This window comes from Rhizobium grahamii, from assembly GCF_009498215.1.
Lineage (GTDB): Bacteria > Pseudomonadota > Alphaproteobacteria > Rhizobiales > Rhizobiaceae > Rhizobium > Rhizobium grahamii_A.
This window is the reverse complement of the sequence record NZ_CP043499.1, coordinates 527,030-541,674: the sequence shown is the minus strand read 5'-3', so window position 1 is coordinate 541,674 and position 14,645 is coordinate 527,030. Positions and strand designations below refer to the sequence as shown.

Below are 14,645 nucleotides of genomic sequence, written 5' to 3'. Positions count from 1 at the left end.
GACGATATCGGCTCGGTAGGTCCACGGCCTATCAGCGAGAAGCCGTGTCTCAGCATTCAAGGAGAAGATTTGATGCCGACAGAGGTCTGTCTTGTTACAGGTGCCGGATCGGGTATCGGGCGGGCGGCCGCAATTGCGCTTGCCCGAAATGGAACCGGTGTTGCGGCGTTGGATCTCGACCATGCTCAGGCGAACCAGACAGCCAGCATGATTGCCAATGGTGGCCGCTCGACCGCCATTGAAGCCGATGCCTCGTCCGAGGAACCGATGGACGAGGCCATACAGCAGACCATGGGGCATTTCGGGGGCCTGGATAGTGTTGTCGTCAACGCCCGCATCAACGGCACATGGGCACCGATCGACGATCTGCATGCGGACGAATGGGACCGGACCATGCGCATGAACCTCACAAGCACTTACGTCACGCTGAACAAGACGGTTCCCTGCCTGAAGGCCAACGGCGGCGGATCGATCGTCATCGTATCCTCGATCAACGGCACGTGGACGTTCACGAATCCAGGCGCCACTGCCTACAGCGCCACAAAGGCGGCGCAAGTCGCTATAGCGCAGCAGCTGGCGTTGGAGCTCGCCCGCTTCGCGATCCGGATCAATGTGGTTTGTCCGGGCGCGATCGATACCAAAATCTCAGACCGCACCGAAGTACGTCACCCCGAGCGAACGGAGGTCCCCGTGATCTGGCCCCAGGGAAGCGTGCCGATCCGCCCCGGGGAGCCCGGACGCCCCGAGGATGTCGCAGACCTGATGCTGTTCCCGCTCAGCGAGCGCCGACATATCAAGGGAACGCCGACCTTCATCAATGGCGGAGATGGCGTGCTGCGCTGACAATTCGTCGATCGGCTGTGGCAGCCGATCGACGATAATGGCTCAGCCGCGGAAGGTGTAGCGTTCGATCGACTCCGGCTTCATCTCGATCGAGAAGCCCGGCATGACCGGTGGCATGTATGCGGCATTCTCGATCCGGCAGGGATCAAGGAAGTGCTCATGGAGGTGATCGACATATTCGATCACACGACCATCCTTTGTGCCTGACACGGCAAGGTAGTCGATCATGGAGAGATGCTGAACGTATTCACACAGACCCACCCCGCCGGCATGCGGCCAGACCGCCAGGTTGTATTTCGCCGCCATCAGCAGAACGGCCAGCACCTCGTTCAAACCGCCCATGCGGCATGAATCGATCTGCACGATGTCGATCGCGCCGCCGGCGATCATCTGCTTGAAGATGATCCGGTTCTGGCACATCTCGCCGGTCGCGACCTTGACCGGATGAACCGCCTCACGGATCGCCTTGTGACCGGCAATATCGTCCGGGCTGGTCGGCTCCTCGATGAAATAGGGCTTGTAAGGCTGCAGTTCCTTGACCCAATCGATCGCCTGACCGACATCCCAAACCTGGTTGGCGTCGATCATCAGGAAGCGGTCGTCGCCAATTTCCTCGCGTGCGATGCGCAAGCGGCGCTTGTCATCTTCAAGGTCGCGGCCGACCTTCATCTTGATATGGGTAAACCCGGCGTCGACGGCCTCCCGGCAAAGGCGACGTAGCTTCTCGTCGTCATAGCCCAGCCAACCGGCAGACGTCGTGTAGCAGGTATACCCCTCCTTCTCGAGAGTGGCGATGCGCTCGGCCTTTCCGATCTCAGCCTTCTTGAGGATGGCAAGGGCTTCTTCGGGTGTCAGCGCATCGGTCAGATAACGGAAGTCGACGATGGAGAGGATTTCCTCGGCGCTCATGTCCGCGACCAGACGCCAGACCGGCTTGCCGGCCTGCTTGGCCATGATGTCCCAGACCGCGTTGACCACCGCGCCGGTCGCGAGATGCATCGCTCCCTTGTCGGGTCCGATCCAGCGCAACTGGCTGTCGCTCGTGACATGCCGCCAGAAGCGGCCGGGATTATCGCGAATCCATTCCAGATCGAGCCCCACCACCAGGTGCTTCATTGCATCGATAGCAGCGCAGCAGATCTCGTTTCCGCGGCCAATCGTGAAGGTAAGGCCATGCCCCTCCAAACCCGGCTGATCTGTCTCGAGGACGACGTAGGCAGCGGAGTAATCCGGGTCCGGGTTCATCGCGTCGGACCCGTCAAGGCTCTGCGACGTGGGAAAGCGCAGGTCGATCGAACGTAGGCTGGTGATCGTGGTCATGAGGATGCTCTTTTTTGGTTGGTATCAGGCGTCGGCGCGGAAAGTCTGCTTCTGCGACCCGAGCCCTTCGATGCCGAGTTCAACGACATCACCGGCTTTGAGGTAGCGCGGTGGCTTCATGCCCATGCCGACACCTGGGGGCGTTCCGGTGGAAATGACGTCGCCCGGGTGCAACGACATGAACTGCGAGAGATACGAGACGAGGAACGCGACGCCGTAGACCATGGTCGCCGAGCTGCCGTCCTGCATCTTCTGTCCGTTGACCGTCAGCCACATGGAAAGCTTCTGGGGATCGGGAACCTCGTCTTTCGTGACGAGCCAGGGACCGATTGGTCCAAAGGTGTCGCAGGACTTGCCCTTGGTCCATTGGCCGGCGCGCTCTGTCTGAAAGGCCCGCTCCGAGACGTCGTGAGAGACGCAGTAGCCGGCAACATAATCAAGCGCTTCCGCTTCGCTCACATATTTGGCCGTCTTGCCGATAACGACGCCGAGTTCGACTTCCCAATCGGTCTTTTCGGAGCCTCGCGGGATCAACACGTCATCGTTCGGGCCGCAAAGTGCCGACGTGGCCTTCATGAAGATCACTGGCTCCGGCGGAACGGCCATACCGCTCTCAGCGGCGTGGTCGGAGTAGTTGAGGCCGATGCAGATGAACTTGCCCGTACCGGCAACGCAGGCGCCTATCCGCTCAGCTGCAAGTTCGGGAAGAGAGGCCGGATTAAGGGCAGCGATCCTCGCCAGGCCTTCCTGCGAAATCGCAGAACCGCCGACATCCGTGATATGGGCTGAAAGATCACGGATCTTGCCGTCCTTGTCGAGAAGTGCGGGCTTCTCCTGGCCGATCGGGCCGACGCGCATCAGTTTCATGATTAGTCCTTTCCGTCGTCAGATGGTCCAGCCGCCGTCGATGGCATAGGCTTGGCCGGTCGTGTAGGAGGCGGTGGCGAGGTAGACCGCCAAGTCGGCGATTTCCTCAGGCGTACCAATTCGGCCGATCGGCTGACGCGCCACAAACGCGCTGCGCGCGGCCTCGTAGTCTCCCTGTGCGCGCAGCCGATCCTGCAAGGAAGGGCTTTCGACTGTACCGGGGCAAATGGCGTTGCAGCGAATACCATGCCCCACGTAGTCGGCAGCGATGGACTTGGTCAGGCCAACGACCGCAGCCTTCGTGATGGTGTAAGCAGCCCGGTTCGGCACCCCTTTCACGCTCGAGGCAACCGATGCCATGTTGATGATGGCACCATCCTTTCGCTCCAGCATGCCCGGCAGGACGGTGCGGATCGTCCGGACCATGGCCCGCACATTGAGGTCGAAGGCAAAATCTAGGTCAGCATCCGGCATTTCAAGAACCGTCCCGCTGTGGACGATGCCGGCGCAGTTGAAGAGTACGTCAAACGGACCGGTTTCGCTAACGACCGCGTTGACGGCCTCGCCGTTCAGCACATCCAGGCGGCGCACCGAGATGCCGGCCTGACCTTCCAGGGTCGCCAAGGCTTCGGCGTTGATGTCAGTTGCGACGACTTTGGCGCCGGCGCGGGCAAAGGCCAGTGCGCTGGCGCGACCGATGCCCTGACCGGCGGCGGTGACGAGGACTCGCTTGTTTTCTAGGGAACGGGACATTGGTCGCCTCCTTGTCTGCTTGTTTCAGGCGGCCTTTGGCCGGCGCTCGACGACGTAGATGTGGTCAGCGGCAAGCACGACCTCATCCCTCTGGTTTATGACTTCGGTGCGTTCCACCACACGACCGTGGCCGGCCCGCTTCGGGTCGTCCTCCTTCGCGGTTATCGTCACGCGCGTGCGGATGGTATCGCCGATGAAAACCGGCCTCACGAAGCGCATGCGGTCGTATCCGTAGGAAAACGCCACCGGATTGATGACGCTTGCCGTCAGCCCGACCCCGATCGAGAACACCATCGTCCCGTGGGCGATACGCTGGCCAAACGGCTGGGTCTTCATGAACTCGGCATCCATATGGTGTGGGAAGAAATCCCCCGTATGGCCGGCATGGACCACGAAGTCCGTCTCGGTGATCGTCCGGCCATTGGTTACCCTGCCGGCACCAATCTCGTAGTCTTCGAAATATTTCGTCTGTTCCATCGTCTGTAATCCTCAGAACGCGGGGCGCGCTGCGAGCGGCGTCGCCGGCCGGGCGCTCGACTCGTAGGCCGCTTCGACCAGAGCCATCGTCATCCATGCATCCTCGACCGAGGATACGAGTTCATCGTCCTCACCGGACACAAACCTCTGCAGGTTCGCCATGCGTCCAACAAAGGCATCGGGAAACCATGTGCCCTTCAACGGCACCGCCACCCACTCGGAGCCGCCCTTCGACCTGATTTCCAAGATGTCAGGCTCGCCATTCGGATAGTCGAGATTGACACCCAGCTGGACGTAGGCTGCACCCTCCGTCCCGCAGATCCGGAAATCGCATGCCTGGTGCCTGCGCCCGAAGGCATGGTCGTGGTTGATGGAGACCGCACATCTGACCCTGTCGCCATAATCGAGAATGGCCGTGGTACGTGTCTGCGCCATCTTGTGGTTCGGGTGGCCGATCGATTTGGCGTGAACGCCCTTCGGATCTCCGAGAATCTGACGGATGGCGTCGAGATAGTGGATCGAATGCATCGCGATCTCGATGCGCGGCAGCCCCTCCAGAAAGGACCAGAGACCCCAGGGCGTATCGAGCGCGAGGTGCACTTCGAAATCGACGACCTCACCCAGCATTCCCTTGGCGATAGCGTCTTTCAATGCCAGCAGCATCGGCGCGAAGCGCAGCTGGAAATTGACGGCCGCCGTCAGGTTCTTTTTCCGGCAGATTTTCAGAATCTCGCTTGCGGCCGCGAGGTCCGAGCCCATCGGCTTCTGAATAAGCGCCGCGGCTCCGTCAGGCAGGGCTGCAAGAACGGCAGCGTGCGCATTCGGCGGCGTCGCGAGATCGAAGACCGCATTCTCGACCGCAACCGCGTCCGCAATCGTCCGGAATGCCGTCACACCCCATTTGTCCGCCAGCGCCCTCGCCTTTTCGTAATCGGGGTCATAGAGACCGGCGATCGGCAAGCCTCCCTTGCGATAAGCGGGAAAGTGCGCATCGCCGACAATGGAGCCCGCACCGAACGTGACGATCGGGCGTGGCTTTGACGGTAACGGCCAGGATTGCACCAGGCTTTCGGGGTTGAACTCAGCCATGGAAGAACACTTCCTCCATTCCAGCCCACCACTCCCCGCTTTTGCGGGTTGGGAGCGGATCCTGGCAAGGCATGCAGACCGCCCACCACTCCCGCGTCTTCGGGTCGGCAGCCATCTTGGCCATGTCAGCCTCGTAGTTTTCGCCGACGTAGTCGAAGACGGAGAACAGAAGGTTCTCGGGTTCCCTCAGGAAGATCGAATAGTTGCGGATGTTGCACGCGGAGATCATCGCCAGCACGTCGGGCCAAACGGCTGCATGCAGGCGCTTGTATTCCTCGATCTTCTCGAGCTTCAGCCCGATGACCATACCCATGCGCGTCATGGATTAACCTCCCTGCCTGATCTCGCGTTCGAACTCTCCAATCGAACGGGACGAAATCGCCTCCCAGTCCCAATCGATACCGAGCCCCGGCGTCGATGGGGCAAGCGCCATCCCCTGCTCGATCTTCAGCCTCGAGGTCGTGATATCGTCAAGTTGCGGAATGTACTCGACATACTTGCCGTTTGGCACAGCGCAGGTGAGACTGACATGCAGCTCCATCAGGAAGTGCGGGCAAACCGGCATGTCGAAGGCTTCGGCCGCATGTGCGACCTTGAGCCAAGGCGTGATCCCGCCGATACGGCCAGCATCGACCTGCACGATCGAGCAGGCGCCCTTCTGCATGTACTCGCGGAAATGACGTATCGAATACAGAGACTCACCGACGGCGACAGGAGTCGGGCTGGCGCGGTTGAGCCTGACGTGCCCATCGATGTCGTCGGCAGGCAAGGGCTCTTCCAGCCAGCCGAGGTCCAGTTCACGCAGACGGTCTGCCCGGCGGATCGCCTCGTCGACCGTAAATCCCTGATTGGCATCCGTCATGATCTCGTAGCCGTCTCCGACAGCCTTGCGGACGGCGGACAGACGCGCGAAATCCTCGGAGCCATGCGGTTTGCCGATCTTCACCTTGGAGCCGGTGAAGCCCTTGGATTTCGCATCGCGGGCATCCTCGACCAGCGCCTCGGTCGGAATGTGCAGCCAGCCACCCTCGGTCGTGTAGAGCGGGCAGCGGTCCTTCGCACCGCCGGCAAGTTTCCACAACGGCAGACCTTGTTTCCGAGCGCGCAAGTCCCACAACGCCGTGTCGATCGCGGCCAGCGCGATCGAGGTGATGGCGCCGATGGTCGTTGCATGAGTCGCAAACTCAAGTTCGTGCCAGATTGCCTCGATCTGGTCGGCATCGCGACCAATCAGGCGCGGCGCAAGGTGATCGGCGAGAAGACGCATGACGGAGGAACCGCCAGTGCCGATCGTGTAACTGTAACCGGTGCCGCGGGCACCATCACTGTCTGTGATGGTGACGAGCGGCGTTTCCTGACTGACGAAGCTCTGGATGGCGTCGGTACGCTCGACCTTCGGGCGAAGGTCGACCATCCTCAATTCGATGCGCTCGATCTTGGCCATTATCGTCAGACCCTCAGCGTGCGGCCGCTGTCGCGGTCGAAGAGATGAGCTTGTGCAAGATCGAAGCAGAAGTTCACCCGTTCGCCGGGCCGCAGCGAGCGGGGATTCAACATGCGGCCGACCCACTCGGCATTTCCGAAATCGGAAAACACCAGCGTTTCGTTTCCGAGCGGCTCGGTCAGCGTCACCGCCAGATCCTGCGAATGGACGTCGGCTTCGTGGCCGGAGTGGAGACCGTGACCGGCGGGATAAAGGTCATCGGGGCGAAGGCCGAAGGTAATTTTCTGGCCGGCGCTCACCCGGTCGCGGAAGCGCGCCGGGATCGGGAGACGGTCGCCGTTTTCGAACACCACATGCCCGTCCGCGATCTCGGCATCCTTGAGGTTCATCGGCGGAGATCCGATGAAGCCTGCGACGAACTTCGACTGCGGGCGCTGGAACACATCCTCCGGCGTTCCCACCTGCTCGATGCGGCCGTCGCGCATGATGACGATACGGTCGGCAAGCGTCATCGCCTCGACTTGGTCGTGGGTAACGTAGATGACCGTCGATTTGACCTTGGCATGAAGCTTCTTGATCTCGACGCGCATCTGCGTCCTGAGCTTCGCGTCGAGATTCGACAGCGGCTCATCGAAGAGGAAGACATCAGGGTTGCGCACGATTGCGCGACCCATGGCAACGCGCTGGCGCTGACCGCCCGACAATTGCGACGGGCGACGGTCGAGGAGGTGAGTCAGGTCGAGCGTCCGCGCCGCTTCATCCACGCGCGGGACGATCTCCTCCGGCTTCATGCCAGATATCTTCAGCGAGAAGCCCATGTTCTCGCGTACCGTCATGTGCGGGTAAAGCGCGTAGGACTGGAAGACCATGGCGAGATTGCGTGAACGAGGCGGCAGGTCGTTGACGACGCGGCCGTCGATCTTCAGGTTTCCGCCAGAGATCGGCTCGAGACCGGCGATCATTCGAAGCGTCGTGGACTTGCCGCAGCCCGATGGGCCGACGAGAGCAATGAACTCGCGATCGGCGACTTCCAGGTCGATACCGTGGACAACGTCAAGGGAACCGTAGCGCTTGACCAGTTTTTCGAGGGAGACGGTTGCCATGGTTTATCCTTTGACTGCGCCGGAGGTGAGGCCGGAAACCAGATGCTTCTGGACGATGAAGGTCAGAACGAGGGCGGGAATGATCATGACCACGGCCAGCGCGCACATGCCGCGCCAATCGATGGTGAATTCGGCGGTGTAGTCCAGCAATCCGACCGGCAGGGTCTTTGAATTGACCGAGCGCGTAAGCTGCGAAGCAAGCGCGAACTCGTTCCAGGACGTCAGGAAGGCGAAGATGCCAGCTGAGGCGATACCGGGACCGGCAAGAGGAAACTCGACCTGCCAAAAAGCCTGCCAGCGCGTGCAGCCATCGATCTGAGCCGCCTCGGCCAGATCCTTCGGCACCTGCCGGAAGAAGCCGTCGATCAGCCAGATGGTGAACGGCACATTCAGCGCGACATAGGCAATGATCAGCCCGAAGTGCGTGTCGATAATGCCAAGCTTCGAATAGACAAAGAACAGCGGCAGCGACAACGCAATCCCGGGCACCGTGCGCGTCAGCATCAGGCCGAGGAAGATCGACGACTTTGCACGGAAGCGAAAGCGGGCGAAGGCGTAACCGCCTGCCATGCCGATCGCGAGCGCGATTGCCGTGGACGTCACGGAAATGATGAGCGAATTGGTGAAGTAGCTGACAATCGGAATGCCGCCCTGGCCGAGGCCGGAGAACATGGCGACGTAGGCGTCACCGGACAGGGACTGAGGCACCCAGACCGGCGGCTTCGACATGATCTCGACTGTCGGACGGAACGAGGAGAGGACGATCCACAGGCCAGGCATGCAGATGACCGCCATGGCGAGGAAAAGACCGATCTTGTGAGCGACCGAAAGGACGAGACCGGTGTAGCGCGCTTTTGAGTTTTCGTTCATCTCACCACTCCGCGGCGATCTGGGTCCGCGCCGCCGAAAGCTTGCGGAAGAAATAGACGGTGAAGACGATGGACAGCAGGATCGCCGCGTAAGCCATGGCGTTGGCAAGCCCCATCCGGGCATCGGCATAGGCTGTGCGCGATACCAGCGTCCAAAGCAGTTCGGTACGCTTCGCCGGGCCGCCATCCGTCATGATCTTGACGATGTCATAGGCTCTCGCGACATCCAGGGAACGGATGGTCATCGCGATATAGGCAAAGGGCATGACGAACGGCCAGGTGACATAGCGAAAGGTCTGCCACGGTGTACAGCCGTCGACGCGGGCAGCCTCGATCGGCTCTTTCGGCATGGCGAGTAGTCCGGCAAGGATCAGGATCGCGAACACGGACGTGGAAGACCAGACCTCGGCAACCAGGATGGCCACGAAGGCGAGTTGCCCATCGATCAGCCACGGGATTGCCCGGTCGGTCAGGCCAAGCGACTGCAGCGCATTGTTGATGAGCCCGATGTTGTCATTGAACATGAACTTGAACTGGAAGCCGACAAGGATCGGCGAGAACATCATGGGAAACATCATGATGGTGCGCAGCGCCCGCTGACCGGACGTGGCTTTCTCGACCAGCATCGCAAGCCCGAGCCCAAGCAGCATTTCCACGTTAAGCGCGACGGTCAGCAGGAGCACGGTTCGGCCAAATGCGGTCCAGAACTCGATGTCTGTCAGAATGCGCGTGTAGTTGCGGAAACCAACGAAAGTGTAGAGCGATGCCGGTTGCGTCAGCCGGAACGCGGTGAAGCTCGAATAGAGTGAAAGAACGAGCGGAATGATGACGACGGCCGCGAGCACCACGATGGCGGGCAGCAGAAGCAGAAACGGCGCCGGGGGTCTCCAGCCTTTCATGCCTTGGCTTCTCCTGTCTTATCTAATCAAATGGAGGACCATGCCTGCCGGCGAGCGGCAGCGCTCAGTCCTCGTCAAATTTACGGGAATGATGAAATGTGGCGCCGGCGTACCGGCGCCACGAACAGGCGATTAAAGCTCGCCTGAATCCTCGAGGATCTGCGTCGCCTTCTTGGCGGCGGTATCCAGCGCTTCCTTGGAGCTCTTGTCGCCAAGGATGGCAGCCTGAAGCTCCGGGTAGACCGCGTTGGAAATTTCGATCCAGGACGGCGTCTGCGGAACGGCGAAAGCGTGCTTTGCCGCTTCCTGGAACGCCGTCAGCACTTCCTTTTTGTAAGGATCGTTCTCGGCCTGCTTGATATCCCAGTCCCACACGGCGGTACGGGTCGGCAGCGGACCGCCGGCGGATTCAAGCTTCTGGCTGTCTTCGTTGGTCAGGAACCAGACGAGCGAGGCGGCAGCATCCTTGTTGGCGCAGCTTTCCGTAACCGAGAAGCCGTGATGACCGGACCAGCCCGTGCGCTTGCCGGACGAGCCGGCCGGCTGCACCTTCACGCCGACATTGCCTGCAACCTTGGAAGACTTCGGATCATTGAAGAAGCTTGCCCAGCCCGGCCAATCGAGGTTGATCGCGATGGTGCCGGATGCAAAGCCCTGACCGAGGTCGTCCCAGAGGTAGTTCGTCGTACCAGCCGGAACAGCCTTCGCCTTGTAGAGATTGACGAACCAGTCGAGTGCGCGAACGCCAGCTTCCGAGTTGAAGGCAGGCTTGCCGTCAGCATCGAGATACTCGCCGCCTTCGGCGACCAGCATTTCATAGAAGCGGCCATTGATCGCTTCTTCCTTGCCGGCAAACTGGGTGCCGTAGAACTCAGGCGGCTTCGCGAAGAACGCAGCCTGATCCGCGACCTGCTGCCAGGTGTCCGGCGGGGTCAGCTCGTAGCCGTATTTTTCCTTGAACGCCGCCTTCTTGGCCTCGTCCTGGTAAAGGCTCTTCTGATAGTAGAGAGCGGATACGTCGAACTGGGCGCGCGGCAGCATTACGAGCTTGCCACCCAGCGTCGAAGACTTGATGTTGGCAGGCACGAAGGCGTCGATCTCTTCTTTCGGAAGCAGCTTCGACAGGTCCGTGTAGATATCCGGATACTGCGGCGCAAAGGACGAGTGGTTGGAACCAACGCACCAGGTGATATTGCCCGTCGCGATATCGGACTTGATTTCCTTGTCGAGCTCGAAGTGGTTCTTCTTCGACAGGATATTCACTTTTGCTCCGGTGGCCTTCTCCCATTCAGCGATACGGGCATAAAGGCCTTCGTACTGCTGACCACCAATGAGCTTTGCGTCAATCGTGACGCCCTCGTATTTACCTGGCAGCTCTGCTGCGAACGCGCCTCCCGCCAGCGCGCACATGACTGCGCCGGCTGCGACGCCGGCTAGAAATCTCGACATCTGCTCCTCCCGATGTTAGCCCTCACCAGTGAGGGCTTCATTCATATACAAACCATTTATTCACCCATCGTCAAGTCATTTACTGAAGAATAGCGTTCTTTCTGAAAAGCCGGGATTGTCAGGCCCAAATTATCCGCATATGAATTTCGTTATTCACTGGAGAGAACCCGTGTCGGAAGAGGAAAGCGATCGTTACAGGGCACCCGCGCTGGACAAGGGGCTGGATATCCTGGAGCTGCTGGCCGGCGTTGACGGCGGGCTCACTCAAGCGGAAATCGCCAAGAGGCTCGATCGCAGCCCCAACGAGTTCTATCGCATGCTCGACCGTCTCGTCAGACGCGGTTACGTCACGCGAATCGACGGCGACCGCTTCTCGTTGACACTGAAGCTTTTCGGCCTCGCGCAGCGGCACGCGCCTGTCCGCCGCCTCGTCTCCTTCGCCGTCCCGCTCATGCGCGAACTGGCAGAAGCATCGCGGCAAGCGAACCAGCTCGTCGTCTTCGACCGCGGCAACCCTGTTGTCATCGCTCAGCAGGAAGCGCCCGGCTATTGGGGGATCTCGATCCGGGTCGGATCACGAATCAGCCTCTTCGACACAGGCTCCGGCCATGTTTTGCTGGCCTTCCGCTCGCAGGTCGAGCGCGAGCGCATGATTGCCGAGAACAGCGCCGACGGAAAGGATGCAGGGCTCGCGCCGGATTTCCTGGCTCGTCTCGATCTCATTCGCTCGCGCGGCTACGAGATGATGCCGAGCGCACAGACAGCAGGCGTCATCAACCTGTCCGCGCCGGTGCTAAGCGCCGACGGAACGGCCATCGCCGCGCTGACAGTCCCCTATATCACGCTGATCAACACCCCGGATGCTCCCGACATATCGACGACATTGCACCTGATCAGCCAGACCACGCGAAACCTGTCGGAACTAGCCGGCGCCGGACTGAGCGACGACGAAGTCTAGATTTTCCTGTGAATGATTGATTCGTATGCGCGTCGCCAGGCATGGCGTCGCGCATTGAATCTATGTCGCCACACGAGCGGCACTCGCTTCCATTGAAAAATCAGAGAAAGCTTTTCTCGAACAGCTGATTGAGATCATCGATCGCGACGACTGCACGTTCGGCGCCCATGACCGCCTGATTGATCCGCTGTGACGCTGCCTCCTGGAATGGCATGTAGCCATCGTGCCGAGGCCGCAACCAGGCGCCTTCGAGCGTTTTTCTCGTGTTGCGATAAAAGGACAACGTGGCCTCGTTGGCTCCATCATCCTCCCAGCCGGCGGCATGGCCAGGCTGGCCACCGCTTTGCCAGTATGGGCCAGCCTGCACGTCGCCACTGGCGATCCAATAGGCGAAATCGATCGCCGCCTGCCTATTCGCGCTGAAGGCTGAAACCGCAATTCCAGTGCCGCCGAGCGCAGAGCCGACCGGAGCGTTCGAACCTGCAAGCGGAATGTCGGCAAAGGCGATGCGATGGGGCAGGAAACCTTGCAGCGTGTAATTCACATAGCCATAGATCAACGGCGCGAGACTGTAGCGCGAGCCGTTCTCCGCCATGCGGTCCAGGACGGCAATGGGATCCATCGTGACGCAGAGCGGATCGATGAGACCGGCCAGCTCGCGGATCATCTCGATCGCCTGCGTTCCAATCTCGCGATCGACGAATTGCCCTCCCCGATCGACCGAGCACGGTCGCCCAAGCTGGCCCGCCAGCGTGAACAGGCACATCAGCGAGTGGGGCGAACGTAAGGGAAGCAGCACTTCACCCGCTTTTGCGAGCGCGACGACGTCCTGCCACTGCTCCGGCGCCGCGGCCATCCGATCAGGCCGCCAGGCCTGCACCTGGGTCGCCGCATCGATCGGAAACGCCCATTGCCTTCCCTGCCAGTTATAGCTCGGGAACGAGGCGCCAACCGTGCCTTTGGCAAGGGCCGCGAAAGCCGCTTCCCGCCCCTCTTCATCGAGCGGTGCGAGGCAGTTTTCCGCGGTGATCTGCCCCACGTGAGGATGGTCGATGACGATCAGGTCGTAGTTGCGGGCGAGTTCTTCGACAGGATAACTCTCGAAATCCTGAAGCGACCGCTTGTCCCAGGTGATAGAAACACCGGTCTTCTCCAGCCAGTCCTGCGAACAGGCAACCATCGGATCATACCCGCGAGGATGGCTCCAGGTCATTCCCTTGAGGGTAATCATGCTTCGAACTCCCTGCGGATATCGGCGCTGTGTTCTCCAATCCGCGGCGCGGCACGCCCTAAAGTCGGACGCTTGCCGTTAACGCGGATCGGGGAGCGGGTCGTGTCGATGGAGACATCATCTTCTCGCGTAACCGTCTGCAGCATATCGAGAATGCGGAAGCCATCGCTCTGCAGCAGTTCGGACCATTGCAAGACCTTCGCGCACCAGATGTCGGCCGGCTCCAGTATGGAAAGCCAGTGATCGACTGTGTGTGTTGCGATGCGGCTCGCGATGATCTGCTTGATCTCATCCCGCTTGGTGAACCAGGCCTTGCTGTCGTCGCGATAGGGCTGCAGCTCAACCAACTCCAGCAGATCCTGGAGCTTACCGATTGGCATCATTGCGATCGCCAGATAGCCGTCACTCGCCGGATAGACGCCGTAGGGAGCGGACAGATAGGCATGGGCGCTGCGGAAATCCGAGCGCTTCGGCGCACGACCGCCATCGTTGAGATGGGTGGTGAGCACCTCGAACTGGAAGTCCACAAGGCTCTCCAGGAGGCTCGTCTGGATATGCGCACCCTTGCCGGAGATCCCGCGCCGGACGAGCGCGGCGAGAATGCCTTGGCAAGTGTTGGCGCCAGCCAGCATATCGGCGACGGCAAGTCCGAACGGAACAGGACCCTGCTGCTCGTCGCCGTTCAGCCACATGACGCCTGATCGCGCTTGCGCGAGCAGATCCTGGCCGGGACGCATGACCCAGGGGCCTTCCTCGCCATAGCCGCTGATCGACGCATAGACGATCGACGGATTGATCGCCTTCACAGCCTCGTAGTCGAGCCCGAGACGCTCGACGACACCCGGCCGGAAATTCTGGATCACCACGTCGGCCTTGGCAAAAAGCGTGCGCAGGAATGCCAGGTCGTCTTCGTTCTTGAGATCGATCGCGAGGCTTTCCTTGCCGCGATTGATGGCATGGAAGAGCGTGGAATCGCCACCGACTTCTGTGTCGCTCAGATAGAGCCGGCGGGAAAGATCCCCACCGTCGGGCCTCTCGATCTTGATGACGCGAGCGCCAAGATCAAGCAGTCGCAGCGAGCAGTATGGCCCGGACAAAAACTGGCTCAGGTCGACCACAGTGAGGCCAGCGAGCAGCCCGGTATCGTCTTGCATTCCTATCCTCCCACGGCATCACATCAACAGATAATTCTTATCTGAATGATTAGTTCATATATGAGCTAGTGAATTTTGGTTGTCAACATCGCAAGCCGAGCGTGCAGATCACGGCGCCAAGGGCAGCGAGACAGACATGAGTTCGTGAAAATCGGGACGAGGAGCAACGGAACGTGTTCGCCAAACAAG

15 protein-coding genes are annotated in these 14,645 nt (G+C 60.5%); 2 read left to right on the top strand and 13 right to left on the bottom strand.

Features of this window, described 5'->3' with window-relative positions; all coding sequences use genetic code 11:
• The first annotated feature begins 72 nt into the window (after nucleotides 1-72).
• On the top strand, nucleotides 73-843 hold the full coding sequence (locus FZ934_RS21390; protein WP_153272907.1) for an SDR family oxidoreductase: 771 nt from the start codon (nucleotides 73-75) through the stop codon (nucleotides 841-843).
• Nucleotides 844-885: 42 nt separating this feature from the next.
• Here the strand turns inward: FZ934_RS21390 and FZ934_RS21385 are convergent, their stop codons facing one another.
• The 11 genes from FZ934_RS21385 to FZ934_RS21335 form a co-directional block, all read right to left on the bottom strand.
• Complete coding sequence (locus FZ934_RS21385; RefSeq protein ID WP_153272906.1) at nucleotides 886-2,163, bottom strand: L-fuconate dehydratase; 1,278 nt, start codon at nucleotides 2,161-2,163, stop codon at nucleotides 886-888.
• Nucleotides 2,164-2,187: 24 nt separating this feature from the next.
• Nucleotides 2,188-3,030 carry a fumarylacetoacetate hydrolase family protein gene (locus FZ934_RS21380; RefSeq protein WP_153272905.1) on the bottom strand — a complete coding sequence of 281 codons (843 nt, stop codon included), beginning with the start codon at nucleotides 3,028-3,030 and terminating at the stop codon, nucleotides 2,188-2,190.
• A gap of 18 nt (nucleotides 3,031-3,048) precedes the next feature.
• The gene (locus FZ934_RS21375) at nucleotides 3,049-3,783 is read right to left on the bottom strand and encodes an SDR family oxidoreductase (RefSeq protein WP_153272904.1); all 735 of its coding nucleotides are present in this window, start codon (nucleotides 3,781-3,783) and stop codon (nucleotides 3,049-3,051) included.
• Between the two features lie 24 nt (nucleotides 3,784-3,807).
• The gene (locus FZ934_RS21370) at nucleotides 3,808-4,260 is read right to left on the bottom strand and encodes a MaoC/PaaZ C-terminal domain-containing protein (RefSeq protein ID WP_153272903.1); all 453 of its coding nucleotides are present in this window, start codon (nucleotides 4,258-4,260) and stop codon (nucleotides 3,808-3,810) included.
• A 12-nt stretch (nucleotides 4,261-4,272) separates the two neighbouring features.
• Nucleotides 4,273-5,349, bottom strand: coding sequence for a Gfo/Idh/MocA family protein (locus FZ934_RS21365; protein WP_153272902.1), 1,077 nt, complete (start codon nucleotides 5,347-5,349; stop codon nucleotides 4,273-4,275).
• Nucleotides 5,342-5,671 carry an L-rhamnose mutarotase gene (locus tag FZ934_RS21360; protein ID WP_153272901.1) on the bottom strand — a complete coding sequence of 110 codons (330 nt, stop codon included), beginning with the start codon at nucleotides 5,669-5,671 and terminating at the stop codon, nucleotides 5,342-5,344. Before FZ934_RS21360 ends, FZ934_RS21365 begins: the two co-directional genes overlap by 8 nt.
• Nucleotides 5,672-5,674: 3 nt before the next feature.
• On the bottom strand, nucleotides 5,675-6,793 hold the full coding sequence (locus FZ934_RS21355) for a mandelate racemase/muconate lactonizing enzyme family protein (protein ID WP_153272900.1): 1,119 nt from the start codon (nucleotides 6,791-6,793) through the stop codon (nucleotides 5,675-5,677).
• Between the two features lie 5 nt (nucleotides 6,794-6,798).
• A complete protein-coding gene (locus FZ934_RS21350) occupies nucleotides 6,799-7,896 on the bottom strand; it encodes an ABC transporter ATP-binding protein (RefSeq protein ID WP_153272899.1) in 1,098 nt (365 codons plus the stop codon).
• A gap of 3 nt (nucleotides 7,897-7,899) precedes the next feature.
• On the bottom strand, nucleotides 7,900-8,766 hold the full coding sequence (locus FZ934_RS21345) for a carbohydrate ABC transporter permease (RefSeq protein WP_153272898.1): 867 nt from the start codon (nucleotides 8,764-8,766) through the stop codon (nucleotides 7,900-7,902).
• A 1-nt stretch (nucleotide 8,767) separates the two neighbouring features.
• Complete coding sequence (locus tag FZ934_RS21340; protein WP_153272897.1) at nucleotides 8,768-9,664, bottom strand: carbohydrate ABC transporter permease; 897 nt, start codon at nucleotides 9,662-9,664, stop codon at nucleotides 8,768-8,770.
• Between the two features lie 132 nt (nucleotides 9,665-9,796).
• Nucleotides 9,797-11,113 carry an ABC transporter substrate-binding protein gene (locus tag FZ934_RS21335; protein ID WP_153272896.1) on the bottom strand — a complete coding sequence of 439 codons (1,317 nt, stop codon included), beginning with the start codon at nucleotides 11,111-11,113 and terminating at the stop codon, nucleotides 9,797-9,799.
• Between the two features lie 169 nt (nucleotides 11,114-11,282).
• On the opposite strand from FZ934_RS21335, the gene FZ934_RS21330 reads away from it, so the two are divergent.
• The gene (locus FZ934_RS21330; protein WP_153272895.1) at nucleotides 11,283-12,071 is read left to right on the top strand and encodes an IclR family transcriptional regulator; all 789 of its coding nucleotides are present in this window, start codon (nucleotides 11,283-11,285) and stop codon (nucleotides 12,069-12,071) included.
• A gap of 100 nt (nucleotides 12,072-12,171) precedes the next feature.
• Here the strand turns inward: FZ934_RS21330 and FZ934_RS21325 are convergent, their stop codons facing one another.
• Both FZ934_RS21325 and FZ934_RS21320 read right to left on the bottom strand, forming a co-directional pair.
• Entirely contained in the window at nucleotides 12,172-13,302 is a 1,131-nt protein-coding gene (locus FZ934_RS21325) for an extracellular solute-binding protein (RefSeq protein ID WP_153272894.1), read from the bottom strand.
• Nucleotides 13,299-14,456, bottom strand: a complete 1,158-nt coding sequence (locus FZ934_RS21320) for a CaiB/BaiF CoA transferase family protein (protein ID WP_153272893.1) — start codon at nucleotides 14,454-14,456, stop codon at nucleotides 13,299-13,301. The genes FZ934_RS21325 and FZ934_RS21320 overlap by 4 nt, the downstream gene beginning before the upstream one ends.
• Nucleotides 14,457-14,645 lie beyond the last annotated feature (189 nt).

Excerpts from the sequence above, each read along its gene's own strand:
- FZ934_RS21390 (WP_153272907.1), top strand. The coding sequence starts at position 73 with ATGCCGACAGAGGTCTGTCTTGTTACAGGTGCCGGATCGGGTATCGGG.
- FZ934_RS21385 (WP_153272906.1), bottom strand. The coding sequence starts at position 2,163 with ATGACCACGATCACCAGCCTACGTTCGATCGACCTGCGCTTTCCCACG.
- FZ934_RS21380 (WP_153272905.1), bottom strand. The coding sequence starts at position 3,030 with ATGAAACTGATGCGCGTCGGCCCGATCGGCCAGGAGAAGCCCGCACTT.
- FZ934_RS21375 (WP_153272904.1), bottom strand. The coding sequence starts at position 3,783 with ATGTCCCGTTCCCTAGAAAACAAGCGAGTCCTCGTCACCGCCGCCGGT.
- FZ934_RS21370 (WP_153272903.1), bottom strand. The coding sequence starts at position 4,260 with ATGGAACAGACGAAATATTTCGAAGACTACGAGATTGGTGCCGGCAGG.
- FZ934_RS21365 (WP_153272902.1), bottom strand. The coding sequence starts at position 5,349 with ATGGCTGAGTTCAACCCCGAAAGCCTGGTGCAATCCTGGCCGTTACCG.
- FZ934_RS21360 (WP_153272901.1), bottom strand. The coding sequence starts at position 5,671 with ATGACGCGCATGGGTATGGTCATCGGGCTGAAGCTCGAGAAGATCGAG.
- FZ934_RS21355 (WP_153272900.1), bottom strand. The coding sequence starts at position 6,793 with ATGGCCAAGATCGAGCGCATCGAATTGAGGATGGTCGACCTTCGCCCG.
- FZ934_RS21350 (WP_153272899.1), bottom strand. The coding sequence starts at position 7,896 with ATGGCAACCGTCTCCCTCGAAAAACTGGTCAAGCGCTACGGTTCCCTT.
- FZ934_RS21345 (WP_153272898.1), bottom strand. The coding sequence starts at position 8,766 with ATGAACGAAAACTCAAAAGCGCGCTACACCGGTCTCGTCCTTTCGGTC.
- FZ934_RS21340 (WP_153272897.1), bottom strand. The coding sequence starts at position 9,664 with ATGAAAGGCTGGAGACCCCCGGCGCCGTTTCTGCTTCTGCTGCCCGCC.
- FZ934_RS21335 (WP_153272896.1), bottom strand. The coding sequence starts at position 11,113 with ATGTCGAGATTTCTAGCCGGCGTCGCAGCCGGCGCAGTCATGTGCGCG.
- FZ934_RS21325 (WP_153272894.1), bottom strand. The coding sequence starts at position 13,302 with ATGATTACCCTCAAGGGAATGACCTGGAGCCATCCTCGCGGGTATGAT.
- FZ934_RS21320 (WP_153272893.1), bottom strand. The coding sequence starts at position 14,456 with ATGCAAGACGATACCGGGCTGCTCGCTGGCCTCACTGTGGTCGACCTG.